This is a genomic window from Azospirillum oryzae, from assembly GCF_900177515.1.
Lineage (GTDB): Bacteria > Pseudomonadota > Alphaproteobacteria > Azospirillales > Azospirillaceae > Azospirillum > Azospirillum oryzae_A.
The window spans coordinates 441,165-464,002 of sequence record NZ_FXAK01000007.1 but is presented as its reverse complement, the minus strand read 5'-3'; the positions used below and the strand labels follow the sequence as shown (position 1 = coordinate 464,002).

Annotated in this window: 26 protein-coding genes; 15 read left to right on the top strand and 11 right to left on the bottom strand. The window is 69.4% G+C overall.

Annotated elements, in window-relative coordinates; genetic code table 11:
* The first annotated feature begins 214 nt into the window (after positions 1-214).
* Complete coding sequence (locus tag B9N97_RS36755) at positions 215-343, top strand: hypothetical protein (RefSeq protein WP_256379242.1); 129 nt, start codon at positions 215-217, stop codon at positions 341-343.
* A 63-nt stretch (positions 344-406) separates the two neighbouring features.
* On the opposite strand, the gene pspC is transcribed toward B9N97_RS36755, so the two are convergent.
* The 4 genes from pspC to B9N97_RS35645 form a co-directional block, all read right to left on the bottom strand.
* Entirely contained in the window at positions 407-808 is a 402-nt protein-coding gene (gene pspC, locus B9N97_RS14655) for an envelope stress response membrane protein PspC (protein WP_085087735.1), read from the bottom strand.
* 187 nt (positions 809-995) lie between these two features.
* Positions 996-1,223 carry an envelope stress response membrane protein PspB gene (gene pspB / locus B9N97_RS14650; protein ID WP_085087734.1) on the bottom strand — a complete coding sequence of 76 codons (228 nt, stop codon included), beginning with the start codon at positions 1,221-1,223 and terminating at the stop codon, positions 996-998.
* A gap of 81 nt (positions 1,224-1,304) precedes the next feature.
* A complete protein-coding gene (pspA, locus tag B9N97_RS14645) occupies positions 1,305-1,976 on the bottom strand; it encodes a phage shock protein PspA (RefSeq protein ID WP_085087733.1) in 672 nt (223 codons plus the stop codon).
* Positions 1,977-1,993: 17 nt separating this feature from the next.
* The gene (locus B9N97_RS35645) at positions 1,994-2,158 is read right to left on the bottom strand and encodes a hypothetical protein (protein ID WP_167393311.1); all 165 of its coding nucleotides are present in this window, start codon (positions 2,156-2,158) and stop codon (positions 1,994-1,996) included.
* Positions 2,159-2,336: 178 nt separating this feature from the next.
* Here B9N97_RS35645 and pspF point away from each other — a divergent pair, with 178 nt between their 5' ends.
* On the top strand, positions 2,337-3,356 hold the full coding sequence (gene pspF, locus B9N97_RS14640; RefSeq protein ID WP_085087732.1) for a phage shock protein operon transcriptional activator: 1,020 nt from the start codon (positions 2,337-2,339) through the stop codon (positions 3,354-3,356).
* A 91-nt stretch (positions 3,357-3,447) separates the two neighbouring features.
* Complete coding sequence (aceB, locus tag B9N97_RS14635) at positions 3,448-5,052, top strand: malate synthase A (protein WP_085087731.1); 1,605 nt, start codon at positions 3,448-3,450, stop codon at positions 5,050-5,052.
* Positions 5,053-5,146: 94 nt separating this feature from the next.
* Here the strand turns inward: aceB and B9N97_RS14630 are convergent, their stop codons facing one another.
* Positions 5,147-5,932 (bottom strand): class I SAM-dependent methyltransferase, encoded by a 786-nt coding sequence (locus B9N97_RS14630; RefSeq protein ID WP_085087730.1) that lies wholly within the window; start codon positions 5,930-5,932, stop codon positions 5,147-5,149.
* Between the two features lie 192 nt (positions 5,933-6,124).
* On the opposite strand from B9N97_RS14630, the gene B9N97_RS14625 reads away from it, so the two are divergent.
* Positions 6,125-7,081, top strand: coding sequence for an acetyl-CoA carboxylase carboxyltransferase subunit alpha (locus B9N97_RS14625; protein ID WP_085087729.1), 957 nt, complete (start codon positions 6,125-6,127; stop codon positions 7,079-7,081).
* Positions 7,082-7,084: 3 nt separating this feature from the next.
* On the opposite strand, the gene B9N97_RS14620 is transcribed toward B9N97_RS14625, so the two are convergent.
* Positions 7,085-8,551, bottom strand: coding sequence for a Y-family DNA polymerase (locus B9N97_RS14620; RefSeq protein WP_167393309.1), 1,467 nt, complete (start codon positions 8,549-8,551; stop codon positions 7,085-7,087).
* 258 nt (positions 8,552-8,809) lie between these two features.
* Here B9N97_RS14620 and B9N97_RS14615 point away from each other — a divergent pair, with 258 nt between their 5' ends.
* The 7 genes from B9N97_RS14615 to htpG all read left to right on the top strand — a co-directional run bounded on the left by B9N97_RS14615 (position 8,810) and on the right by htpG (position 16,440).
* On the top strand, positions 8,810-9,355 hold the full coding sequence (locus tag B9N97_RS14615; RefSeq protein WP_085087727.1) for a hypothetical protein: 546 nt from the start codon (positions 8,810-8,812) through the stop codon (positions 9,353-9,355).
* 110 nt (positions 9,356-9,465) lie between these two features.
* Positions 9,466-9,960, top strand: coding sequence for a HupE/UreJ family protein (locus tag B9N97_RS14610; protein ID WP_085087726.1), 495 nt, complete (start codon positions 9,466-9,468; stop codon positions 9,958-9,960).
* Positions 9,961-10,163: 203 nt separating this feature from the next.
* Complete coding sequence (locus B9N97_RS14605; RefSeq protein WP_244560719.1) at positions 10,164-11,351, top strand: TAXI family TRAP transporter solute-binding subunit; 1,188 nt, start codon at positions 10,164-10,166, stop codon at positions 11,349-11,351.
* Between the two features lie 119 nt (positions 11,352-11,470).
* A complete protein-coding gene (locus B9N97_RS14600; RefSeq protein WP_085090581.1) occupies positions 11,471-11,932 on the top strand; it encodes a GNAT family N-acetyltransferase in 462 nt (153 codons plus the stop codon).
* 88 nt (positions 11,933-12,020) lie between these two features.
* Entirely contained in the window at positions 12,021-12,689 is a 669-nt protein-coding gene (locus B9N97_RS14595) for a glutathione S-transferase family protein (protein WP_085087706.1), read from the top strand.
* 93 nt (positions 12,690-12,782) lie between these two features.
* The gene (locus tag B9N97_RS14590) at positions 12,783-14,408 is read left to right on the top strand and encodes a hypothetical protein (protein ID WP_085087703.1); all 1,626 of its coding nucleotides are present in this window, start codon (positions 12,783-12,785) and stop codon (positions 14,406-14,408) included.
* A gap of 151 nt (positions 14,409-14,559) precedes the next feature.
* Positions 14,560-16,440: a molecular chaperone HtpG gene (htpG, locus tag B9N97_RS14585; RefSeq protein ID WP_085087700.1), complete on the top strand. Its 1,881-nt coding sequence runs from the start codon at positions 14,560-14,562 to the stop codon at positions 16,438-16,440.
* A 203-nt stretch (positions 16,441-16,643) separates the two neighbouring features.
* Here the strand turns inward: htpG and B9N97_RS14580 are convergent, their stop codons facing one another.
* Positions 16,644-17,831 (bottom strand): ATP-binding protein, encoded by a 1,188-nt coding sequence (locus tag B9N97_RS14580; RefSeq protein ID WP_244560718.1) that lies wholly within the window; start codon positions 17,829-17,831, stop codon positions 16,644-16,646.
* Between the two features lie 449 nt (positions 17,832-18,280).
* Between B9N97_RS14580 and B9N97_RS14575 the strand changes: the two genes are divergently transcribed.
* The 4 genes from B9N97_RS14575 (at position 18,281) to B9N97_RS14560 (ending at position 20,583) form a co-directional block, all read left to right on the top strand.
* Positions 18,281-18,712, top strand: coding sequence for a Fur family transcriptional regulator (locus tag B9N97_RS14575; protein WP_085090580.1), 432 nt, complete (start codon positions 18,281-18,283; stop codon positions 18,710-18,712).
* A gap of 195 nt (positions 18,713-18,907) precedes the next feature.
* On the top strand, positions 18,908-19,273 hold the full coding sequence (locus tag B9N97_RS14570) for a hypothetical protein (protein WP_085087695.1): 366 nt from the start codon (positions 18,908-18,910) through the stop codon (positions 19,271-19,273).
* Between the two features lie 121 nt (positions 19,274-19,394).
* Positions 19,395-20,132 (top strand): HAD family hydrolase, encoded by a 738-nt coding sequence (locus B9N97_RS14565; protein ID WP_085087692.1) that lies wholly within the window; start codon positions 19,395-19,397, stop codon positions 20,130-20,132.
* Between the two features lie 76 nt (positions 20,133-20,208).
* Entirely contained in the window at positions 20,209-20,583 is a 375-nt protein-coding gene (locus B9N97_RS14560; protein ID WP_085087689.1) for a response regulator, read from the top strand.
* A gap of 12 nt (positions 20,584-20,595) precedes the next feature.
* Here the strand turns inward: B9N97_RS14560 and sigJ are convergent, their stop codons facing one another.
* From sigJ to B9N97_RS14540, 4 genes are all read right to left on the bottom strand, one after another.
* On the bottom strand, positions 20,596-21,504 hold the full coding sequence (gene sigJ, locus B9N97_RS14555; RefSeq protein WP_085087686.1) for an RNA polymerase sigma factor SigJ: 909 nt from the start codon (positions 21,502-21,504) through the stop codon (positions 20,596-20,598).
* On the bottom strand, positions 21,501-21,953 hold the full coding sequence (locus tag B9N97_RS14550; protein WP_085090579.1) for a carboxymuconolactone decarboxylase family protein: 453 nt from the start codon (positions 21,951-21,953) through the stop codon (positions 21,501-21,503). Before B9N97_RS14550 ends, sigJ begins: the two co-directional genes overlap by 4 nt.
* Positions 21,954-22,050: 97 nt before the next feature.
* A complete protein-coding gene (locus B9N97_RS14545; protein WP_085087683.1) occupies positions 22,051-22,308 on the bottom strand; it encodes a hypothetical protein in 258 nt (85 codons plus the stop codon).
* A gap of 16 nt (positions 22,309-22,324) precedes the next feature.
* On the bottom strand, positions 22,325-22,777 hold the full coding sequence (locus B9N97_RS14540) for a DsrE family protein (RefSeq protein WP_143266854.1): 453 nt from the start codon (positions 22,775-22,777) through the stop codon (positions 22,325-22,327).
* Positions 22,778-22,838: the final 61 nt, after the last annotated feature.

The following is a 22,838-nucleotide window of genomic DNA, read 5'->3' as shown; positions in this document are numbered from 1 at the left end:
ATCTGGAAAGGACCGCACCCTGTTCCTTCGACCAATAACGGCCCGGCTCGTGATTTGGATCAAGGCCGGGGCGACGCGGAGGGTGTCCCATGTCGGCAGGTATCAGGGACTGCCCCGATGGGAGAGATGTTGTCAGTCTCTCTTTTCGCTACCATGTTCTAACCAACTGCTTCACCATGTGGGTGACTGCAGGGATCTCGATGGTGGAGGGCCTATGATGGATCTCGTTCTGCTCGGTGGTGCGGTGGCGACGGCTGCGGCGTTGGCCGGTCTGATCGCCACGATGCCCACACCGAAACCGATCCCGATCCGCGTCCGCGACCGGCGCCGCCAGCGGCGCTGACGACATCGGCCCCCGGCCTTTCCGGCCGGGGATCAGATCAGCGATCCAGCTTGCCGAAGGCAATCAACGATCCAGATCGCGGATCGCGCGGTTCAGTTCGAATTCCTTGGAGGCGACGTAGGCCTCCATCCCGACGATCCGCTTCTCCATGTCGCGGAAGCGCTGGGTCAGGCCGGCGAGCGTCCGGTCGGGCTTGGTCGACACCGTGCGCCAGAAGGCCTCCTCCTCGGCATCGCGATAGACCTGTGCCGGACGCACCGGCAACACCAGCAGCGCGATGACATAGGCGATCACCAGCGGCACCGAAAAGAAGAACAGGGCGAACAGCATCGCCAGCCGGACGACGGCCGGCTGCACGCCGAAGTAATCGGCGACGCCCGTGCACACCCCGCCCAGCACCCCGCGCTGCGGATCGCGATAGAGCCGGTGCGGATTCGGCGAGTCGTAAGGGGACGCGCGGTCCATGGCGGGCTCGGTCCTTTCGTTGAGTTTCGGGTTGGGAGGTGTCGGCGTAGATTGCCCCCTCCCCATCCCTCCCCCTCTTCGAGGGAGAGGGGGCAGGATGCTTGCGGCGATCATGCAAAGGAGCGGCGGCAGTCCCCTCTCCCGCAAAGCGGGGGAGGGATGGGGAGGGGGCACCGCCCTGTAACCCTCACACCTTGTCGCGCCAGTTTGGCGCCTCGGCGTCCAGCACGCGCTCCAGCGAGTGGACGCGGGCTTCCAGCCGGTTGGAGATCTCCCACAATTCGGCCAGAAGCCGTTCGTCCTGCGCGGTCAATCCGCGCTGGGAGCGCCATTTGGTGATGTAGTGGAAGACGATCCAGACCGGCGCCACCACCACCATGAACAGCACCGCGAGGACGAAACCCAGGAACCCCATGGTCTTCGGGCCTTCTTATTGTCGTGGGAAGAGCGGGCGGGGCCGCAAAGCCCCACCCCTGCACCGGATTCTCGCCGCCGGTCAGCCGTTGCGCCGCGCGGCGATGCGGGCCTTCAGCGCGGCCAGATCCTCTTCGACCTTGTGCGTCGCCTCAAGCTCGGCGATCTCCTCGGTCAGGCTCTTGGTGCGGCCGACGTCATAGGCCTCGACCCGGCCCTCCATCTCGTCAAGGTTGCGCTCGACCTGCTCGAAGCGCGACAGGGCGTCGTTGATGCGCTCGTCGTGCAGGACGGTGCGGACCTTGACCCGGTTGCTGGCCGTCTGGGTGCGGGCGACCAGCGCCTTCTCGCGGGTCTTGGCGTCGGTCAGCTTGGCCTGCAGGCGACCGATGTCCTCGTTGGCCTTGGACAGCGCGGCCTCGACCTGCACCAGCTGCTCGGCCAGCGCGTCGGCCTGCTCGGCGACCTTGGACTTCGCCATCAGCGCGCCCTTGGCCAGATCCTCGCGGTCGCGGGTCAGCGCCACCTCGGCCTTGCGGTCCCATTCGTCGCGCTCGCGGTGGAGGTCGGCGACGCGGCGTTCGATCTCCTTCTTCTCCGCGATGATCTTGACGGTGGAGGAGCGCACCTCGACCAGCGTGTCTTCCATCTCCTGGATGATCAGGCGGATCAGCTTCTCCGGCTCCTCGGCGCGGTCGAGCAGGGAATTCAGGTTCGACTGCACGATGTCGGTCAGGCGCGAAAAGATGCTCATGATGGATGTCCCGTGTGTCAGCCGAGGATGGCGCCGGCGACGATGCCGGCGAAGAAGAACAGCCAGCTTTCCGCCGGCCGGGTGGCGAGATAGTTGCGCACGCGACGCGCCAGCGGGCGGCCCTGCGCGGTGTTGAAGCGGTCACCGCCGTAGCGGCGGCGGAAATCGCTGAAATCGCTCATGGATGACCTCCTTGCCATGACACCGGTATCGCAACCGCCGTGCCAATTCCGGCGGATCGGCCCCAAACCGTTGCAAAGCCTGGACTTGCCGAGCTTGCGCTGCTCAGCGCTCCGGGTTGCCGCTTCGCCGCCTAGGCGATACCATCGTCAATTCCGCGAAACAGTAGCGAAACAGGCGATGACCATCACTCCTCCCTCCCTGCTCGGCGAATCGCCGGCCTTCCTGGCGGCGCTGACACATGTGTCGCGGGTGGCGCCGCTGGAGCGGCCGGTGCTGGTGATCGGCGAGCGCGGGACCGGCAAGGAGCTGATCGCCGCCCGCCTGCACTACCTGTCGCAGCGGTGGGACCGTCCCTTCGTCAAGGTGAACTGCGCGGCGCTGCCTGAGTCGCTGCTGGATTCTGAGCTGTTCGGGCATGAGGCCGGGGCCTTCACCGGCGCCACCCGGCGGCAGATCGGCCGGATCGAGCAGGCCGACGGCGGCACCCTGTTCCTGGACGAGATCGCCACCGCCTCCCCCGCCGTTCAGGAGAAGCTGCTGCGCGCCGTCGAGTATGGCGAGATCGAGCGGGTCGGCGGCCGCACCGCCACCGTCGATGTGCGGGTGGTCGGCGCCACCAATGCCGACCTGCCGGCGCTGGCCGCCGCCGGCCGCTTCCGCGCCGACCTGCTGGACCGGCTGGCCTTCGACGTGGTGACCCTGCCGCCGCTGCGCGCCCGGCCCGACGACATCCCGCCGCTGGCCGAGCATTTCGCGCTGGGCATGGTGCGCGAGCTGCAACGCCCGCTCTTCCCCGGCTTCACCGCCGCCGCGCTGGATCGTCTGCGCGGCCATGACTGGCCCGGCAATGTGCGCGAGCTGCGCAACGCGGTGGAGCGCTCCGTCGCCGCCGCCGATCCCGACGAGCCGCTCGACCACATCATCCTCGACCCCTTCGAGTCGCCCTGGCGCCCGTCCGTTGTGCCAACCGCCCGCACCGAGCCCGCCCCCGTCGCGGAGAAGGTCGCAATGCCTGAGTTCGACGGCGGCATCCTCGATCAGGTCCGCGCCTTCGAGGCCGCCCGGCTGCGCGAGGCGCTGGAGCGCAACCGCTTCAACCAGCGCCAGACCGCGGAGGCGCTGGGGCTGGGCTATCACCAGTTGCGCGGCATGCTGAAGAAGCACGGGCTGATCCCGCCCGCCCCTCTGCGACCATAGGCCGTCCCCGGCTTGCGCCTGTACCGTGCTATACCGGTCGCTCAACCGTCGAGAGAGCGGTTCGTCACGATACGGGAAGGGGAGCAGCACGATGGCCACCAGCATGTCCGGTCTTGAAATCCGTGGTCCGATCAAGCCCGGTTTCGAGGAGATCCTGACGCCGGAGGCGATGGCCTTCCTGGCGGAGCTGGAGGGGCGTTTCGGTGGCGAACGGCTGCGGCTGCTGGATGTGCGGACCAAGCGGCAGGCGCTGCTCGACCAGGGCCACAAGCCCGATTTCCTGCCGGAAACCCGCGCGATCCGCGAGGCCGACTGGACCATCGCCCCGCTGCCCGTCGACCTGCTCGACCGCCGGGTGGAGATCACCGGCCCGGTCGACCGAAAGATGGTCATCAACGCGCTGAACAGCGGCGCCAAGGTCTTCATGGCCGATTACGAGGATGCCACCTGCCCGACCTGGACCAATCTGGTCGAGGGGCAGATCAACATCCGCGACGCCGTGCGCCGGACCATTTCGTACGAGGACCCCACCAGCGGGAAGAAATACCGGCTCAGCGACAAGACCGCCGTCCTGAAGGTCCGGCCGCGCGGCTGGCATCTGGAGGAGCGCCATGTGCTGATGGACGGCGAGCCGATGTCCGGCGCGCTGTTCGACTTCGGCCTGCATGTCTTCCACAACGCCAAGGAGCTGCTGGCGCGCGGCAGCGGCCCCTATTTCTACCTTCCCAAGCTGGAAAGCCATTTCGAGGCGCGGCTGTGGCGCGAGGTCTTCCTGGTGGCGGAGGAATACCTGCATCTGCCGCACGGCTCGATCAAGGCGACGGTGCTGATCGAGACCATCCTCGCCGCCTTCGAGATGGACGAGATCCTCTATGAGCTGCGCGAGCATTCCGCCGGCCTGAACTGCGGCCGCTGGGACTATATCTTCAGCTTCATCAAGAAGTTCCGGAAGGACCCCGCCGCCGTCATGCCCGACCGGGCGGAGGTGACGATGGCCACCCCCTTCCTGTCCGCCTACAGCCAGCTGGCGATCAGGACCTGCCACCGCCGCGGCGCGCCGGCCATCGGCGGCATGGCTGCCTTCATCCCGGTCAAGGACAACCCGGAGGCCAACGAGGCCGCCTTCTCCCGCGTGCGCGCCGACAAGGAGCGCGAGGCGTCCAACGGCCATGACGGCACCTGGGTCGCCCATCCCGGACTGGTCCCGGTGGCGCGCGAGGTGTTCGACGCCTACATGCCGACGCCGAACCAGATCGCCCGCAAGCGCACCGACGTGACCGTCACCGCCGCCGACCTGCTGGCGGTGCCCGCCGGACCGAAGACGGAAGCGGGCCTGCGCAACAACGTGGCGGTCGGCATCGGCTATATCGAGGCGTGGCTGCGCGGCCAGGGTTGCGTCCCGCTGTTCAACCTGATGGAGGACGCCGCCACCGCGGAGATCAGCCGCACCCAGGTCTGGCAGTGGCTCCACACCGGCACGGCGCTGGACGACGGGCAGGCCGTCACGCTCGACCTCGTGGATCGCGTGATCGCGGAGGAGCTGTCGGGCTGGAAGGACCGCATCGGCGCCGATGCCTACGCCAAGGGCCGCTACGCCGACGCCGCATCCCTGTTCCGCGATCTGGTCGCGCGCGAGGACTTCACCGACTTCCTGACCCTGCCGGCCTACGAGCGCGTGGTGGCGGAGGGGGCGTAAGGGTCGGCCTCCGGCCCCCTCCCTCCCACGCTTCGCGGGAGAGGGTGGATTTGCAGAGCGGCGGCAGTCCCCTCTCCCTCGAAGAGGGGGAGGGTTAGGGAGGGGGCAAAACCCGCCCCAGCCGAACCGTCAGCGGCCAGCGGATCCGCCGCTCCGTCTCCGCATCGCCCCACAGCGGCGCGATCTCCTCGGCGAAGTCCTCCAGCGGGTTGCGCCCCAGCGCCTTGGTCGCCGCCTTCACCCCCGACCAGGTGTTCATGTAGCCGAGCAGCCGCGGCAGCGTCCAAACCGCCTCCATCGCCAGCGGCGGCACCGGCAGTTCCGGGAACGGGAAGTCCATGCCGCGATAGCCCCCGATCACCTTCCAGCGGTCGGCCGGCCAATACCGTCCCAGCGTGCCGTTGTGGAACCGCTCCACCACCGGATCCAGCATGGGATGGTCGAGCCATTGCCGGCCATAGCAGACCAGCGCCACCGCCGCCCCCGGCTTCGCCACCCGCCGCACCTCGGCATAGAAGCGCCCCAGGTCGAACCAGTGCGCCGCCTGCGCCGCGACGATCAGGTCGCAGCAGCCGTCGGGCAGCCCGCTGTCGTCCGCCGGGGCGACGGCATAGCGCACCCGCGGATGCGCTTCCGCCTGGGCGATCTGCTCCGCGCTGGCGTCGGTGGCGTGGACCGCCGCGAACTGGTCGGCCAGGGAAACGGAGAACTGCCCGTTACCGCAACCGACGTCCCAGGCCAGGTCGCGGGCCGGCGCCGCATCGGCCAGGGCGGCGGCCAGGCCGGGCGGATAGGTGGGACGAAAGGCGCGGTAATCGCCGGCATGGCCGGAGAAATGGTCCTTGAAGGAGGTGGGGAAGGAGGTGGGGAATGAGGGCATGCAGCGATCCGCCTTGCACGATCCGGGCAACGATTAGGCTTGGAATTTCCCGGCGGATAAGGATAAACCCTGTGGGTTCGTCGCGGAACCCTTCCCAGGCTGTCCCGCATCTTTCCGCTGTGGCGCAGGCGCGCCGGGCGTGCTACCAAGCGCGCGCTTTTTTGTGCGCCTCGCCAACCACCCGTGTCCGGCATGCAGACCTTCCTGGAATTCGAAAAGCCGATCGCCGAGCTTGAAGGCAAGATCGAGGAGTTGCGGCACCTGACCAACGCCGGCGACATCAACATCGCCGACGAGGTCGCCAAGCTGCAGGCCAAGGTCGACAAGCTCCTGCGGCAGACCTACGCCAAGCTCACGCCCGCGCAGAAGGTTCAGGTGGCCCGCCACCCCAATCGGCCGCACTGCCTGGACTATGTGAACGGCCTGATCGAGGACTTCACGCCGCTGGCCGGCGACCGCCATTTCGCCGAGGACCGCGCGGTCATCGGCGGGCTGGGTCGCTTCCGCGGCCGTTCGGTGGTGGTGATTGGCCAGGAAAAGGGCAACGACACCGAATCGCGCGTCCGCCACAATTTCGGCATGGCCAAGCCGGAAGGCTACCGCAAGGCCCAGCGCCTGATGGATCTGGCCGACCGCTTCAAGCTGCCGGTCGTCTCGCTGGTCGACACCGCCGGCGCCTTCCCCGGCGTCCAGGCGGAGGAGCGCGGCCAGGCCGAGGCCATCGCCAAGAGCATCGAGCGCTGCCTGCGGCTGAACGTGCCGATGGTCGCCTCGGTGATCGGCGAGGGCGGCTCGGGCGGCGCCATCGCCATCGCCACCGCCGACCGCGTGCTGATGCTGGAACACGCCATCTATTCGGTGATCTCGCCGGAAGGCTGCGCGTCGATCCTGTGGCGCAGCTCCGACATGGCGGGCGAGGCGGCCATCGCGCTGCGCCTGATCAGCCAGGACCTGAAGGAACTGGGCGTCATCGACCATGTGGTGAGCGAGCCGATCGGCGGCGCCCATCGCGACCCGGCCGAGACGATCAAGAAGCTGGGCGACTGCATCGAGGAGTCGCTGGGCGAACTGGACGGCCTGGACGGCGCCACCCTGCGCGCCAAGCGCCGCGAGAAGTTCCTTGAGATGGGGCAGAAGGGGCTGGGGTGAGTCTCACCCCAGGAACCCGTGCAGGAACCAGCGCGGGTTCTCCCCCGGCCGGTACAGCCCGGCCCTGAACAGCCAGAACCGGCGGCCGTCGCCATCCTCCACGCGGTAGTAATCGCGCACGGCCAGCCCCAGCGATCCTTCCCCACGCCACCATTCGCATTCGATCCGCTCCGGCCCCTCGGCCCGGCTGACGCGGTGGCGCACGCCGCGCCAGACGAATTGCAGCGGCGGATCGTCGGGCAGCGGGGCGGTGGCCTCCACCGCTTCGGGCGGGGTCAGCAGGCGCAACGGGCGCGGCTGTCCCGCCGGCCAGGGCTTCGGCGGCGGCAACCTCTCCAATGGCGGATGCGGCGCCACGCAGCGTTCCGGCAGCCAGCTTTCCCGCGGCACCAGCCGCAGCACCGCCCGCTCCCCCAGCCGCAGAGTCAGCCGGTCCACCAGCTCGGCGAGGCCATCGTTGATTCCTGGGCCGTCAACCTCCTCCCCCTTTAGACCGGTCTGCACGGCCGACAGCGGTCCCGTCTCCGTCGCCGACAGCACCAGCGTCTCCAGCCCCAGCCCCGACCCTAGATCGATGCGCTCCAGCAGCGGGGCGAACAGCCGGGCCAGCGCCGCCGGGTCGCGGGTCGGGCGGCTGGTGCCGAGCGTCAGGCTCTGCGGCTCGTCGTCCACCCGCTGGTCGGTGCGGTGGGCGTCCAGCCGCAACCGGCGCGCGCCCTGCCCCGCCGCCTCCAGCCCCTTGCACAGCCGGCCCAGCAGATGGCGCAGCGCTCCGGCGATCGACTCGGGCGTGGCGATCGGTTCGGCGAAAGTCAGGCGCTCGCGGTGATCCGCCACCGGCCGGCGCGGGGAGATCGGCTCGTCCAGCCGGCCGAGGGCCTGATCGTAGCGTTGCAGCAACCTGCCCCCGAACCTTGCGGCGAGCCCCGCCCGCGGCATGGCGTGCAGGTCGCCGATCCGGCGCAGACCCAGCGCATGCAGCCCCTCCACCATTTCCGCCGGCAATCGCAGGGCGGTGAGCGGCAGGCCGTCCAGCCGCTCCTCCCGCCGCTCCTCCGGATTGCCGAAGCGCACCAGCCCCCAGGCGGCGGCCGGGGTGTCGGCAATGGCGGCGCGGGCGGCGAAGCCGGCGGCGCGCAGCCGGCCGGTCAGGTCGGCGGCCAGCGCCGGCTCGCCGCCGAAGAGATGGGCGCAGCCGGTGATGTCGATCACCACCCCGTCCGGCTCGTCCACCGCGGTCCAGGGGCTGTAGCGCCGCGCCCAGTCGGCGATGCGGCCGAGCAGGGCCGAATCGGCTTCCGGCGTCGCCTCCGCCACCTCCAGCGCCGGCTCCAGCGCACGGGCGTCGCTGAGGGTCTGGCCGGGAGCGATTCCCAGCACCGCCGCCGCCCGGTTGACCGCGACCACCATCCGCCGCTGGCGCTCCGTCCACAGCAGGGCAAGGGGACGGGCACGCAGGTCCGGCGGCATCAGCCGCTCCCGCGCGTCGGTCGGCAGGCGAGGGAGCCACAGAGCGAGGATACGGCGCTTTCCCCTCTCTCCACCATTCCACATTGCCCTCTCCCGGGGAGGAGAGGGGGATTGGTCCGGATGTGAGAAAGAGCGTGTCATACAGAACCCAACAATCCAGAACAAAAAAAGAACACTCTAGCGCTGGCTTGGCCTTGGAGCGAGTCCCTCCTTTGGGGTCATCTTGCCGAAACGATCAGCAATGCCGACATTCCATCAATGACCCCACATCTCCCGCCCCTGGCCTATCATCTGGCTCCGCTCCTTCTCCTGCTGGCGGCCGGTGCCTGCGCGCCGCAGGACCTGCGCGACGACATGCCCGGCCGTGCCCAGGCCTTTCCGCCGGTCCACGAGCAGACGGTGATTCCCGGCGGCGGGGAGCGGCGGACCTGGAGCCAGATCCAGGCGGAGCAGTCGCGCGCCGGCTCGAAGCCCATCCCCCAAGCCCAAGCCCGGCAGGCCGAGCCCCCGCAGGCGCGCCGCGACTCAGGCGACACCGACCAGCCCCCGCCCAAGCGCCGCCGCGGCAGTTCGTCGCCGCCGCCCGACCCGGCCGTCCTGCCCCAGCCGCCGCGCCCGATCCCGGTGCCGCCGCCGCCCTCGTCCCAGAGCGCCACCGACGCCTTCAAGCGCGACCTGATCCGGCCGGAGGTCGACCGCATGCGCACCAACGACGCCATGGGGCGGCTCGACCCGCTGGGCCAGCGCGAGCTGATGAAGCGCGAGAACGACCTGCGGCAATGGGGCGACCCGCTGGCGCGCTAGCCTTCCCTCCACCCTTGCCCTCCCCGACCTGAAGCCTGACCGCTTGACCCCGCCCCGCCTCAGCCGCCATACCGGCTGCCGGAGCGACACGTGATGGGGGATGCGGGCGCATGACGACGCTGACGGGGGCCTTCGGCAGCGGGCTGACCACGCCGGTGTGGGTGCTGCAGCATCTGCTGGGCATCCTCGGCATCGGCATGTGGGCCGGGCAGACCGGCGGCACCGCGGTGTGGCAGGTGCCGGCCGCCGCCGTGACCGCGGCGCTGGCGGCGGGCTTCGCCGCCCAGATGGGGGTGCGGCTGCCCTATGCCGGGCCGGGGCTCGCCGCCTCGCTGCTGGTGGTCGGGTCGCTGGTGGCGCTGGGGGTGCGGGCGCCGGCCGTGCTGGCGGTGCTGGTCGCCGCGGTCGCTGCCGTGTTCCACGGCCATGCCCACCAGGGGCCGCCGCTCTACTGGGCCGGATTCGCCGCCGGGCTGATGCTGGTCGCCTGCGGCGGACTCGGGCTGTCCATCGCGGTGACGCAGGCCGAGTCGGACCGTGCGGTGCGGCTGTGTGGCGGTGCGGTAGCAGTCGCCGGCGTTCTTGACCTCGTCGGCGTGATTTGACCGGTTGCGCCTTGAAATGACGGGGTTGCGCGGAAATCTTTGAAGACACGCCCCTCCTTCCCGCCCCGCCCCTCCCGTCCGGGACGAGCGGGCCAGACGAACGGAACGCCCCGGTGCCCCGCGCAGCCGCCAAAGCCTGCCCTACCCCGCCGGGGCTCCCCTCATCGGAGCTTCGGGAAGATCCCGACGCGCCCGCTTCCGACATGTCCAGCCTGACCCGCCGCCATCTGCTGGGCGGCCTCATGGGAGGGGTGGCGCTGGCGCCGCTGCTGGGCGGCGCACTGTCCGGCAGGTCGGCCATGGCGCAGGATCTGCGCTATTTCCGCATCGGCACCGGCACCACCGCCGGCACCTATTTCCCGATCGGCGGGCTGATCGCCAACGCCATCTCCAACCCGCCCGGCTCCCGCCCCTGCGACAAGGGGGGAAGCTGCGGCATCCCCGGCCTGATCGTGGTGGCACAGGCCAGCAACGGTTCGGTCGACAACATCGAGATGCTGCGCGCCGGCACGGTGGAGGCCGGCTTCGCCCAGGCCGACGTCGCCTATTGGGCCTACAGCGGCACCGGCAGCTTCACCGGCAAGCGCCCGTTCGCGGAACTGCGCTCGCTCGGCATGCTGTATGCGGAGGCGATCCAGGTCGTCGTCCGCTCCGACGGCTTCATCGACCGCATGGCCGACCTGAAGGGCCGCAGCATCTCGCTGGGTGAGGAAGGCTCCGGCACGCTGGTGGAGGCGCGGCTGATCCTGGACGCCTACGGCTTGTCGGAAAGCACGATCACGCCGCTCTACCTGAAGCCCGGCACGGCGGCCGACCGGCTGGCGAAGGGCGAGCTGGACGGCTTCTTCATGGTCGGCGGCTATCCGGTGGCGGCGGTCGCCGACGTGGCGGCGCGGGTGCCGATCCGGCTGGTGCCGCTGGACGGCGAGCCGGCCGACCGGCTGCTGCGGACCCAGCGCTTCTATATCGAGGACGAGATCCCGGCGAACGCCTATCCCGGCACCGCTCCCACCCCGACGCTCAGCCTGGGGGCGGAGCTGCTGACCCGCGCCGACCGCGATCCCGACCTGATCTATGGCATCGTCCGCGCGCTGTGGCACGAGAACACCCGCCGCGTCCTGGCCGACGGCCACCCGCAGGGCCGCAACTTCGATCCCGCCCGCGCGGTCGCCAACGTCTCGGTCCCGCTTCATCCGGGGGCGGAGCGCTATTACCGCGAGGCCGGCCTGCTCGGCAACGCCGCCAACGAGCCGGCGGGTGCGCCGGCCGGCACGACCGGCACCGACAGCCCCACCGGCGAGAAGGCCGCGAACGGCAAGCCCCCTGCCGAGAAGCCCCCTGCCGAGAAGACAGCCACCGGCAAGGCGGCCGGGGACAAGGCGCCGCCCTGAACGCTCCCGTCCCCGGACAGGACGAAAGGACCGTTCCCCGACGGCCCGACGGTGGAATAGTCTGACCGGAAATCCGGTTGATCCACATGATCGGGCGCAACGGGCAGAAGGAGAGGGGCATGCCGGCCGGGGAAGGGGTGCGCATTGCGATCCGTTCCGCCCGCAGCGCCGACTCCGAACGCTGTGCCGAGATCTTCCTGCACGGCCGCCGCCAGGCCTTCTCCTGGCAACCCGCCGACCGCTTCGGGCTGGACGATTACTACGACTGCGTGCGCGAAGACTCGGTGCTGGTCGCCGAGGCGGATGGGACGGTGGTCGGCTTCGTCTCGCTCGATCCCCAGGCCGGCGTCATCCACAACCTGTTCATCGACCCCGGATGGCACAAGCGCGGCATCGGTTCCGCCCTGCTGCGCGAGGCGCTGGCCCTGCTGCGCGGCGGCCCCCACCCGGTCGAACTGGCCTGCGCCGCCCGCAACGCCGCCGCCCGCGCCTTCTACGAACGCAACGGCTGGACGCCGGTGAGCACCCCCTCCGACCAGCCGGATGCGCTGGTGCTCTACCGCCTGTCGCGGGCGGGGTAAAGTGCCGCAAAACCTCCCCGAACGAGACCTTCGGGCGCATATGCGCAGGCTGTTTTCCTTTGCGGCGTTGCGGTAAAGTCCCGCCGCCATGCGAACCCTGTACCACCACCCGATCCACGCCCTGTCGCGCACCGCGCGCGTGATGCTCGCCGAGAAGGCCCTGCCCTTCGAACCCGTGGTCGAAAGGCCATGGGAACGGCGCACCGACTTCCTGAAGCTGAACCCGGCCGCCGAGGTTCCGGTTCTGGTGGAGGAGGACGGGACGGTCGTCGCCGGCGGCCTCGCCGTGATCGAATATCTGGAGGAGGCCTATCCCGACACCCCCCTGCTGCCGCGCGAGATCGCGGCGCGGGCCGAGGTGCGGCGGGTCGCCGACTGGTTCCTGAACAAGTTCGACCGCGAGGTGACCGAGAATCTGGTGGGCGAGAAGCTGATCAAGCGGCTGTCCGGCCAGGGCCATCCCTTCGCCCCGGCGATTCGCGCCGGGCTGGCCAACGTCACCTATCATCTCGACTACATCGCCTTCCTGTCGGAACGCCGGCCGTGGCTGGCCGGATCGGTCTTCACCCTGGCCGACATCGCCGCCGCGGCGCAGCTGTCCTGCCTGGACTATATCGACAACGTGCCGTGGGACCGCAGTCCGGAGGCCAAGGACTGGTACGCCCGGATCAAGTCGCGCCCCAGCTTCCGCGCGCTGCTGGCCGACAACATCACCGGCTGCCCGCCGCCGAAGCACTACGCCGACCTGGATTTTTAACCGCCTCTTGAGATTCGACTCATCAGAGGCATGGACCGGCCTCGCGTATCAAGCTTAACGTGCTCCCAAATCGTACCCGGGAGAAGTTCCTCGATGCGTCTCAGCCGTCTTTCGCCCGTCCCGGCCCTGCCGGTCCGTTCCCTGAGGCCCGCCCTGATCGCCGGCGGCATGCTGGCGCTGGTGGCCGGCTGGTCGCCCGTCCAGGCCGCTCCGGCCGTCGACGATGCCGGGGCCAAGGCGCTCGCCGCCTCGCTGAAGAAGGATCTGCCCCGCTGGTTCCCGCCGCCCAGCGAGGATGGCGAGGGCGTCGGCTTCGAATGGCAGGGCGAGCCGACCGTCAAGCCGGCCGGCGACCATTACGACGTCGCCCTGCCCCGCCTGTCGGCCGAGGATGCCGAAGGCACGCTGTTCGACATCGGCACCGTGCTGCTGTCGGTGACGCCGAAGGACGACGGCCAGTATGGCGTGTCGATCACGCTGCCCAGCGCGATCAAGGTGCAGAACCTCGACGACAACGACGAGTATGTCGACGCCGCCACCATCTCCATCGGCAAGCAGTCCTTCACCAGCACCTGGTCGGGCGCGCTGGAGACTCTGCTGGCGGTCGATGCCGCCTACAACGACATCGCGGTCAGCGCCGCCGACGGCAAGGGCAAGATCTCCGTCGCCTCCATGACCATGGTCCAGGACCTGAAGCCGGAGGCCGGGACCGCCGGCGCCACCCTGTGGAGCGGCCCGGCCGCCTTCGCCTTCGGCGGCCTGTCGGTGAAGGACGACAAGAACAAGGAGCTGGTGAAGATCGGCGGCGTCACCGCCGAGGCCACCTACACCCGCGTCGACCTGACCAAGGTCAGCGCGCTGCAGAAGCTGTCGGAACAGACCGCCGCCAAGGGGACCACCCCGACCAGCGCCGAGCTGCTGCCGAAGCTGCAGGGCATCTTCGGCGGCGTCAGCGGCGCCATGCGCCTGTCCAACCTGTCCGTCGTCAATCCGGAGGACGGGACCACGGTGACGCTGGGCCAGCTCGCCTTCCGCAGCGGCCTGACCGACCTCGACCAGGCGCAATCCACCGTCAGCATGGGCATCGAGGCGCGCGACTTCGCCATGACGCCGTCGCCGGCCCCCGAAGCCTTCACCCCGCGCGCTTTCGAGGTCAAGCTGTCGGTCGCCAAGCTGCCGAACAGCGCCCTGTGGAAGGCCTTCACCGAGCTGGCCAAGGCCGCCGAGGCGGAAGAGGCCCAGCCGAAGAAGGGCGCCAAGACCAAGGCCCCGCCGCCGCCGTCCTCCGACGTCGTCATGCAGCAGGCGATGGCCGCGATGGGCGAGGCCGGGACGGAACTGCGGATCGACGCGCTGAACCTCGACACCCCGGCGACCGCCGGTACCGCCACCGGCGCGGTCAAGGTCGCCACCCAGGCCGCCTTCGGCGTCACCGGCGGCGCCACCGTCCTGCTGCGCGGCATCGACGCCGCGGTGAAGGCGATGCAGCCGGCCCCGGGCGCCAAGCCCGACAAGGAGACCCAGGATCTGCTGGGCGGTCTGGCGATGGTCCAGGCCATGGGCCAGGCCGGCAAGGACGACACCGGCGCCGACATCCGCACCTACAAGTTCGAGGTGACGGAGGCTGGCCAGCTCCTGCTGAACGGCGCCGACATGACCCCGCTGCTGGCCGGCGGCGGCGAACCGGCTCCGGCGGAGCAGCCGAAGAAGAAGAAGTAAGGGGGAGCGTCGGGCGCGGCGCCCTCCACCGCGACACCTGACCGCACACCTCCCGCGGTTGCACGCCACAAGCCTCTTGAACGGCGGAGACGCTTTCACATATCTCCGCCGTCTTGACGCCCACCTGTGCAAAACCAACGAAGGTGCCCCCATGACCGAGGAACGGCTCAGTTTTCAAGCCGAGGTCAGCCGTCTGCTCGACATCGTCGCCCACTCGCTCTACAGCGAGAAGGAAGTGTTCCTGCGCGAACTGGTCTCCAACGCGTCGGACGCCTGCGACCGCCTGCGCTATGCGGCCCTGACCCAGCCCGAACTCTCGGCCGATGATCCGAACCTCAAGGTCCGCCTGCTGGTCGACAAGGACGCGCGGACCCTGACCGTCGCCGACAACGGCATCGGCATGAACCGCGAGGATCTGGTCGAGAATCTCGGTACCATCGCCCGCTCCGGCACCGCCGCCTTCATGAAGTCGCTGGAAGGTGCGGAGAAGGGTGACGGCAAGAAGGACGTCAACCTGATCGGCCAGTTCGGCGTCGGCTTCTATTCCGCCTTCATGGCCGCCGACAAGGTCACCGTGCTGACCCGCAAGGCCGGCGAAACCCAGGGCTGGCGCTGGGAATCCGACGGCAAGGGCGAGTTCACCATCGCCGAGACCGACGGCCTGCCGCGCGGCACGCAGATCGTCCTGCACCTGCGCGAAGGCGACGACGAGTATCTCGACGAGGCGCGGCTCGGCGGCATCGTCCGCAAGTACTCCGACCACATCGCCATTCCGATCCTGTTCGGCGAGGGCGAGGACGCCAAGGCGCTGAACAGCGCGTCGGCCCTGTGGACCCGGTCGAAGTCGGAGATCACCGCCGACCAGTACAAGGAATTCTACCACCATGTCGGCCACGCCTTCGACGATCCGTGGCTGACCCTGCACTGGCGGGCCGAAGGGGCGCTGGAATACACCAACCTGCTCTACGTCCCCTCGACCAAGCCCTTCGACCTGTTCGACCCCAAGCGCGCCCACCGGGTGAAGCTGTACGTCAAGCGCGTCTTCATCACCGACGCGGCGGAAGGGCTGATCCCGCCCTATCTGCGTTTCCTGCGCGGCGTGGTCGACAGCGAGGATCTGCCGCTGAACATCAGCCGCGAGATGCTGCAGCACAACCCGATGCTGGCCAAGATCAAGGCCGGCATCACGCGGCGCGTCCTGTCGGAACTGTCGAAGAAGGCCAAGGACAGCGAGAACGCGGCCGAATACGACACGTTCTGGGAAAACTTCGGCGCGGTGCTGAAGGAAGGCCTCTATGAGGATTACGAGCACCGGGACGAGTTGCTGAAGCTGCTGCGCTTCCGCACCACCGCCGGCGAGGAGCTGGTCTCGCTGGAGCAGTATGTCGCCCGCATGAAGGAGGGCCAGGACGCCATCTACACCATCAGCGGCGACGACATCGACACCCTGCTGCGCAGCCCGCAGTTGGAAGGCTTCAAGGCCAAGGGCGTCGAGGTCCTGCTGCTGACCGACCCGGTGGACGAGTTCTGGATGCCGTCGGTCGGCGTCTATGACGGCAAGCCGTTCAAGTCGGTGACCCGCGGCGGCGCCGATCTCGGCAAGATCAAGGGCGAAGAGGCCGAGAAGCCGGAGGAGAAGACGCCGGAGGGCGAGCTGACCGATCTGCTGGCCCTGCTGAAGCTGACCCTGTCCGACGCGGTGAAGGATGTACGCAAGTCCGAACGCCTGACCGACAGCGCCGTCTGTCTGGTCGCCGACGACAACGACATGGACATGCATCTCGAACGCCTGCTGAAGCAGCACAAGCAGCTGAACGGCGAGGTCGGCAAGCGCATCCTGGAGATCAACCCGTCCCACGCCCTGATCAAGCGTCTGGCCGAACGGGCCAAGGGCACCGGCGCCACCGACGCGCTGGAGGACGCGGCCTGGCTGCTGCTGGATCAGGCCCGCATCGTCGAGGGCGAGGCCCTGCCCGACCCCGCCGCCTTCGCCCGCCGTCTGGCGAGCGCGATGGAGAAGGGGCTGGCGTAGGACTCTCCGCCTCGCAACGGCTTCCCTCTCCCGCCCCGGGAGAGGGAAGGGGCCCATGCGGAGCATGGGAAGGGTGAGGGGTGGGGCACGAAGCACTGCGGTTCGGGATTTTTGGATCACCCCTCACCCTCCCCGCCTTCGGCGGGTCCCCTCCCTCTCCCGGGGCGGGAGAGGGCGATCTAGAATGAGGGGGCTTTTCCGTTCTACCCCCGCCCCACCCGCTTGGCCGGGAAGACCAGCGACATGGTGGTGCCTTCGTCGCGGCGGCTGACGACGTCCAGGCGGCCGCCATGCAGTTCGATCAGCCGCTTGGTCAGCGGCAGCCCCAGGCCGGTGCCGATCTGGCTGCGGGCCAGCGCACTGTCCACCTGCCCCCAGGGCTCCAGCGCCTTGCCCAGTTCCTCCCCGGTCATGCCGATGCCGGTGTCCTGGACCGACAGCCACAAGGCGCCGTCCGCCGCCACACGGGCCCTGAGCGTCACGATCCCGTCGTTGGGCGTGAACTTCACCGCGTTGGAGAGCAGGTTCAGCAGCATCTGGCGCAGCTTGCGCTCGTCCGCGCGCAGCGGCGGCAGGTCCAGCGGCACCGCGGTGGCGATGCTGACGCCATGGCGCAATGCCCGTTCGGTCAGCAGCCGGGCCGTGCCGATCGCCACCCGCACCACGTCCACCGTCCCGTCCACCAGCTCCAGCCGGTCGGCGTCGGCCTTGGACAGGTCGAGCAAGTCGTTGATGAGTTCCATCAGGTGCCGGCCGCTCTCGGCGATGTCGCGGGCGTATTCGCGATAGAGCGGGATGGCGTGCGGTCCCAGCACCTCCTGCTCCAGCAGCTCGGCAAAGCCCATCATCGCGGTCAGCGGTGTGCGGATCTCGTGGCTCATGTTGGCGAGGAAGGCGGTCTTGGCCCGGATCGCCTGTTCGGCCTGCCGGCGCGCCTCCTCCAGCTGGCGGGCGCGCAGCTCCGTCTGTTCGGCCGAGCGCGCCATCAGCCCGGTCACCGTGCCGACGCCGAGATAGCGGCCCTGCTCCACCACCAGGAATCCGGTCACCAGCGCCGCCGGCTTCAGCCGGGCCAGTTGCCGGCCGATCTCCGCCAGCGGGGTCGCCTCGTCGATCAGCAGCGGGTGCGGGTCCATCACGTCGGAGACCAGCCGTTGCCCGAAACCGTCTCCCCCGGCCCCGTCTGCCCCGCCCCCCTCTCCTCCGCCCTCCGGCGGCAGGCGGCCACGTTCCAGCAGCCCGGCGACGCGGCCGTCGCCGTCGACCACCGGCAGGGCGGCAAGCTCCGGCTGGCGCCGGAAGCGGGCAAGCGCGGCGGCGCACTCCTGGTCCCGGGTCAGCGGCGGCACCGGAACGGCCAACCCCGCGGCGGTGAAGGCGGGTTCGTCCATGGGCAGCTCCGCCGGATTCGTCAGGACGGAAGGCGGGACGGGGGGACGGGTGTCGAATGGCGTCATTGCGGCTCCTCCCCCTCCCCGTCTGCATGGTCATGTCGGATGCGGCGCCGTGCCGGACTGCACGACGCACGTTCCGGCAAAACCTAGCAGGGGATTATGAGCAATTGGTTTCCGCCCCGCCTGCCCGCCCCTTTCTGCCAATAGTCTGAAAGTATTATGTCCTCGGCTGGGAAAACCCCGTCCGCTCGGCCGTCCGGCGGGGGCGTGGGTGTTTGAGAATGCGTCCGAAACACAGTATATTGGTCGGATATTCGGGGTGCCGCGAATGGCCGGCCGGGATGGAACATCCGGTCGGCGTTCGGTGCTGGCGTTCCCGGGGATCAGGGAGACCGGAGGGGCGAACCGTCGCCCGTCGAACAAAGACAGGAATACAGGGGATGTCCATGCCCTCGCGCCTTGAAGAACTGTGCGTGAAGAAGGGATTGAAGATGACCGACCAGCGCCGCGTGATCTCGCGCGTGCTGTCGGAGGCGACGGACCATCCCGATGTGGAGGAAGTGCACCGCCGTGCATCCGCCATCGATCCGCGCATTTCCATCGCCACGGTCTATCGCACGATGCGGCTGTTCGAGGAGGCGCATGTCATCGACCGGCTGGATTTCGGTGACGGCCGCGCGCGCTACGAAGAAACCAGAACCGATCATCACCACCATCTGATAGATGTCGATTCGGGTGAAGTGATCGAGTTCACCAACGATGAAATGGAACGGCTGAAGGAAAGCATAGCCCGCGAGCTTGGCTATGACCTCATCGGCCATCGGTTGGAACTGTACGGTGTTCCGCGCAAACGCCGCACCGATAAATCTGAGTCTTAACTGTATACGGAACTTGCTGGCGATGCGCACAAGGGGTGCCGGCTGAATCGTCCTTCCCCGGAATCTCCACACGCGGAACGAGCGGATCAGGCGGCCATCGCTTGCGGGGTGCATCGGCTGTTGGGCTGGACCTTGCCGGCCGCTGGCCCAAGGTTAGGCGAGGAGCAAACCTCACTGACCGGAACCGGCCGCACCATGGATGATCGTCCCGACAACCGCCAGGATCAACGCCCCGACGCCCGGCCCGAAAGCCCGCCCAGCACGGCCGGGCCGGGTCCCGACCCCGTCCTCGAACGGCTGGACCGCCTGTCCGACCTGCTGATGCGCCGCATCGACCGGCTGGAAGAGCGGGTCCGCAGCCTGGAGCAGGACAATGGCGAGATCATCAACCTGCTGATCGCCGTCAAGGCCGGGCTGGAGGAAGCCTCGGGCGACCTGATCGCCCAGCTTGAAGAGGTGGACGACAGCGCCGGAGCGGACTTCGCATCCAACGACGCGGAGGACGGGTCGGAAGAGGGACCGCTCTTCGAGGCGCCCTGCGGCCCCACCATGCTGCATTGATCGGCTTTGCCGGGACCGACTTGGCCAGGCCGCCGTGACTGGGCGACTTGACTGGGCGACTTGACTGGGCCGACCTGAAAATCCTTGCCTGCCGCACCGCACCGGCCGGATAACCATCGTCATGCAAACGACGTCCGTTCCGCCCCGCGGCATCGAGCCCCGGACCAGCCTCACGCCGCCCGCGCCGCTGCTGGCGATGGCTCCCGATTCGCCGGCTATCGAGTCGTCGGTCTTCGGCCCTGCCGGCGTGGCCTTCTTCGACTTCGACGGGACGCTGATCCACGGCGACAGCCTGCCGATGTTCGTCGGCGAGGTGATCGGCCGGCGCCGCGCGGCCCTGGCGCTGGCCGACGCCATCCGCTCGGCCCTGCACCGCCATGTCCGCGGTCGCGGGCCGGGTTGCGATTTTCCGGGTTCGGTCAAGGCGATCTATCTGAAGCGCACCCTGCGCGGCCTGCCGGTGGCCGACGCGCTGGCCGCGGCGGAGCGGATGGTCCCGCGCGTGCGCTGGCACCAGCCCATGCTCGACGTGCTGAAGGAGCATCGCCGGCAGGGCCGCCGCGTGGTGATCGCCACCGGCGCGCTCGACCTCTACATGCCGGCGCTGCTGCGCGGGCTGGAGGTGGACGACCTGCTGGCGACGGGCATGGAGGTGGTGGACGGCAAACTGACCGGCCGGCTCAGCACCGCCAACTGCGTGCGCCTGGACAAGGCGGAGCGGGTGACCGGCTGGATCGCCGGCAACGGCCCGGTCGCCGCCACCTGGGGTTATGGCAACCATCCCAGCGACCTGCCGATGCTGGCGCTGATGCACAAGGGCGAAGTGGTCCGTATTCGACGAAGGTCGAACCACAGGTAGCGGCCGTTTACAACCCGCCCACCCAACCGCATACTCGTTCCGTCCATAACAAAAACATGATGGACGGAGGGGGAACGTGGCTTTCAGCATCGAAGCGGACATCCGGATGCCGGGGTACGGCGGGCGCCGCGCCGTGGTCGCCGATGCCGACCGCATCCAGCGCGAGGCGCTGGCCGGCCATCTGTCCGGGCGCGGCTTCCAGGTCTCGCAGACCGCCGATGCGCTGGAGGCCCTGACCCTCATCGGGGCGGAAGCGCCGGTCGTGGCCCTGCTGCCGCTCGACCATGAGGGCGACGAGGGCGACCGCGCCGCGGCGCTGGCGGCGATGCTCTATCCGCAGACGCGCATCCTGATGACCGGCCCGCGCATGCCAAACCTGCCCTTTCCCATCCTGCCCCGCCCGGTCGACCTGACCGCGCTCGACCGCTGGCTGGACGAGGCGGCCGGCTAAAAACCGGAGAGCTTAAAAGCCGGACACGCGCTCCAGCTTCTGCGGGTTGGCGACCTGATAGACCCGCACAATCCGGCCCCCGGAATCATTAAAGGGTGCAACGTCGAAGGCCAGCACGCTGCGGAACGACCCGCCCAGGTCGGTCAGCAGTCCCGGCCCGCCATTGACCCGCACCGGCACGAATTGGAAGCTGACGCCGCGCTTGCGCTGGACGCCGATCAGGAAGCGGGCGATGCGGTCGGCACCGAACAGCGGGTTGACCGCCGTCCGCACCATCCCGCCGCCGTCGCTCAGCCACTGGGCGTCGTCCGACAGCAGGGCGACGATGGCGGCATAGTCGCGCCGGACGCTGGCCTCGGCGAAGGCGGCGGCCAGACGGCGGCCGGTATCCGGATCGGCCATCGCGGCGGACGGCTCGGCCATGCGGGCACGGGCGCGCCGCATGATCTGGCGGCAGGCCTCGACCGACTTGCCGAGCATGCCTGCGATCTCCGCATAATCCAGATCCATCGCCTCGCGCAGGACGAAGACCGCCCGCTGCTCCGGCGCCAGCCGTTCCAGCAACAGGAGCATCGCCAGCGGCACCGACTCGGACTCAGCCCCGTCCTCCGGCCCGTCCTCCGCCCCGTCACCCCAGTCGGCGACCTCGGGCTCGGGCAGCCACAGCCCGTAATAGCGCTCCCGCGTCACCCGGGCGGAGCGCAGCCGGTCGAGCGCCAGCCGCGTCACCAGCGTCGTCAGAAAGGCGGGGGCCGACCCGACGCTGCCGGGCGCCACCGCGGACCAGCGCAGCCAGGCGTCCTGCAGCGTGTCCTCCGCCTCCGCCACCGAGCCGAGCAGCCGGTAGGCCAGGGCACGCAGCCGCGCCCGCTCGCCCGCGAAGGCGGCGAGCGCGGTGTCCGGGTCGGCCAGCGCCGTCACGCCGCCATCCCGACGGCGGTGCCCTCGATATGCTGGGCGATGCCGACGCGGTTCCAGGCGTTGATCTGCGCCGCCGTCACCGTCAACTGGGCGATCTGCTCGGCGCTGAAATGGCGCTGCAGCGCCTGATAGGCGTCGTCGATGCGGTCATGCTGGGTGCGGGTCAGCACCTCGGCCCAGGCGAAGGCGGCGCGTTCGTCCGGCAGGAACAGGTCAGAGTGCTCCCACCCGGCAAGGGCGGCGATGCGCTCGTCCGACTGGCCGTCGTGGCGGGCTTCCTTGGTATGCAGGTCGATGCAATAGGCGCAGCCGTTGATCTGCGACACGCGCAGGTCGATCAGGTGGACCAGCCCGGTCGGCAGGCCGCTGCCGCGGATGGCCTTGGCGGTGGCGAACAGCGTGGCGTACAGGGACGGGGCCTCGGTGGCGACGGTGAAACGGAAAGCCATGGTGGTCATCCTCATCTGGAGTGTTTTCACCCCCATGACGGGGCGCACGTCTCCAGCGTGACGCATGGCTGCCTTGCGCTCAGCTCGGGCGCCGGCTTCAGGCGTCGCTCAGCAGCCCCACCGCCTCGCGCAGGATGGCGATCTTGGCGGCGAACCGCCCCTCGGGATCGCTCTCGCCGATCAGCTGGATCATGATCCCAAGCGCATGGGCGACCCGCGGCGCCATGCCCGGCCGCTCCCGCACGCGCCCGGCAAGCTCGGCCAGCGCCGGCCGGTAGGGACGCCCCTCGAAGCCGTCGGTGGCGATCGACTCGAACCGGTTGGCGAGGTCGAGGATCTCGCGGTTGTCGCTCATGCCCGTTCCAGCGGTTTCAGACGAACAGCATGGCGCCGCCGGCCGGCGCCTCGTTCAGGAAGGTGACGACGCCGCCGGTGGCGACCGGGACGTCCGCACGCAGCGAGACGCCCGGCGGCAGCCCCAGCGCCCGCAGCCCCATCTCGCAGGCCATCACGGTGACGCCCATGGCGACGCAGGCCTCCAGCAGCTCCTCGAAGGTGGCGAGGCCGTGGGTGGCGAAATAGCGGTCGCGCGCCACCGGCGTGCTGCCGTCGTCGGCAGGATCCAGGTCGTGCCAGCCCAGCACCCCCGGCTCCCGCTCATGCACCAGGGCGCGCAGGGCGCGGCCGGTGAAGAACAGCGTGACCTTGCGGTTGGTGGCCGCCGCGGCGCTGGCCATCACCAGCGCGTAATGGACGCGGTCGAAGCCGCCGGCGAACAGCACGATCGACAGGGCCGACGTGCCGCCGGCTCCCGTCACAGGCATGGTTACAGGCATGGTCTCAGGCATGGTCTCAGGCAAGGCAGTGGACATGGTGGCCGCCTCC

Bases quoted from the DNA above. Each gene is read 5' to 3' on its own strand.
- B9N97_RS36755 (WP_256379242.1), top strand. From the start codon at position 215: ATGATGGATCTCGTTCTGCTCGGTGGTGCGGTGGCGACGGCTGCGGCG.
- pspC (WP_085087735.1), bottom strand. From the start codon at position 808: ATGGACCGCGCGTCCCCTTACGACTCGCCGAATCCGCACCGGCTCTAT.
- pspB (WP_085087734.1), bottom strand. From the start codon at position 1,223: ATGGGGTTCCTGGGTTTCGTCCTCGCGGTGCTGTTCATGGTGGTGGTG.
- pspA (WP_085087733.1), bottom strand. From the start codon at position 1,976: ATGAGCATCTTTTCGCGCCTGACCGACATCGTGCAGTCGAACCTGAAT.
- B9N97_RS35645 (WP_167393311.1), bottom strand. From the start codon at position 2,158: ATGAGCGATTTCAGCGATTTCCGCCGCCGCTACGGCGGTGACCGCTTC.
- pspF (WP_085087732.1), top strand. From the start codon at position 2,337: ATGACCATCACTCCTCCCTCCCTGCTCGGCGAATCGCCGGCCTTCCTG.
- aceB (WP_085087731.1), top strand. From the start codon at position 3,448: ATGGCCACCAGCATGTCCGGTCTTGAAATCCGTGGTCCGATCAAGCCC.
- B9N97_RS14630 (WP_085087730.1), bottom strand. From the start codon at position 5,932: ATGCCCTCATTCCCCACCTCCTTCCCCACCTCCTTCAAGGACCATTTC.
- B9N97_RS14625 (WP_085087729.1), top strand. From the start codon at position 6,125: ATGCAGACCTTCCTGGAATTCGAAAAGCCGATCGCCGAGCTTGAAGGC.
- B9N97_RS14620 (WP_167393309.1), bottom strand. From the start codon at position 8,551: ATGCCGCCGGACCTGCGTGCCCGTCCCCTTGCCCTGCTGTGGACGGAG.
- B9N97_RS14615 (WP_085087727.1), top strand. From the start codon at position 8,810: ATGACCCCACATCTCCCGCCCCTGGCCTATCATCTGGCTCCGCTCCTT.
- B9N97_RS14610 (WP_085087726.1), top strand. From the start codon at position 9,466: ATGACGACGCTGACGGGGGCCTTCGGCAGCGGGCTGACCACGCCGGTG.
- B9N97_RS14605 (WP_244560719.1), top strand. From the start codon at position 10,164: ATGTCCAGCCTGACCCGCCGCCATCTGCTGGGCGGCCTCATGGGAGGG.
- B9N97_RS14600 (WP_085090581.1), top strand. From the start codon at position 11,471: ATGCCGGCCGGGGAAGGGGTGCGCATTGCGATCCGTTCCGCCCGCAGC.
- B9N97_RS14595 (WP_085087706.1), top strand. From the start codon at position 12,021: ATGCGAACCCTGTACCACCACCCGATCCACGCCCTGTCGCGCACCGCG.
- B9N97_RS14590 (WP_085087703.1), top strand. From the start codon at position 12,783: ATGCGTCTCAGCCGTCTTTCGCCCGTCCCGGCCCTGCCGGTCCGTTCC.
- htpG (WP_085087700.1), top strand. From the start codon at position 14,560: ATGACCGAGGAACGGCTCAGTTTTCAAGCCGAGGTCAGCCGTCTGCTC.
- B9N97_RS14580 (WP_244560718.1), bottom strand. From the start codon at position 17,831: ATGGACGAACCCGCCTTCACCGCCGCGGGGTTGGCCGTTCCGGTGCCG.
- B9N97_RS14575 (WP_085090580.1), top strand. From the start codon at position 18,281: ATGCCCTCGCGCCTTGAAGAACTGTGCGTGAAGAAGGGATTGAAGATG.
- B9N97_RS14570 (WP_085087695.1), top strand. From the start codon at position 18,908: ATGGATGATCGTCCCGACAACCGCCAGGATCAACGCCCCGACGCCCGG.
- B9N97_RS14565 (WP_085087692.1), top strand. From the start codon at position 19,395: ATGCAAACGACGTCCGTTCCGCCCCGCGGCATCGAGCCCCGGACCAGC.
- B9N97_RS14550 (WP_085090579.1), bottom strand. From the start codon at position 21,953: ATGGCTTTCCGTTTCACCGTCGCCACCGAGGCCCCGTCCCTGTACGCC.
- B9N97_RS14545 (WP_085087683.1), bottom strand. From the start codon at position 22,308: ATGAGCGACAACCGCGAGATCCTCGACCTCGCCAACCGGTTCGAGTCG.
- B9N97_RS14540 (WP_143266854.1), bottom strand. From the start codon at position 22,777: ATGCCTGTGACGGGAGCCGGCGGCACGTCGGCCCTGTCGATCGTGCTG.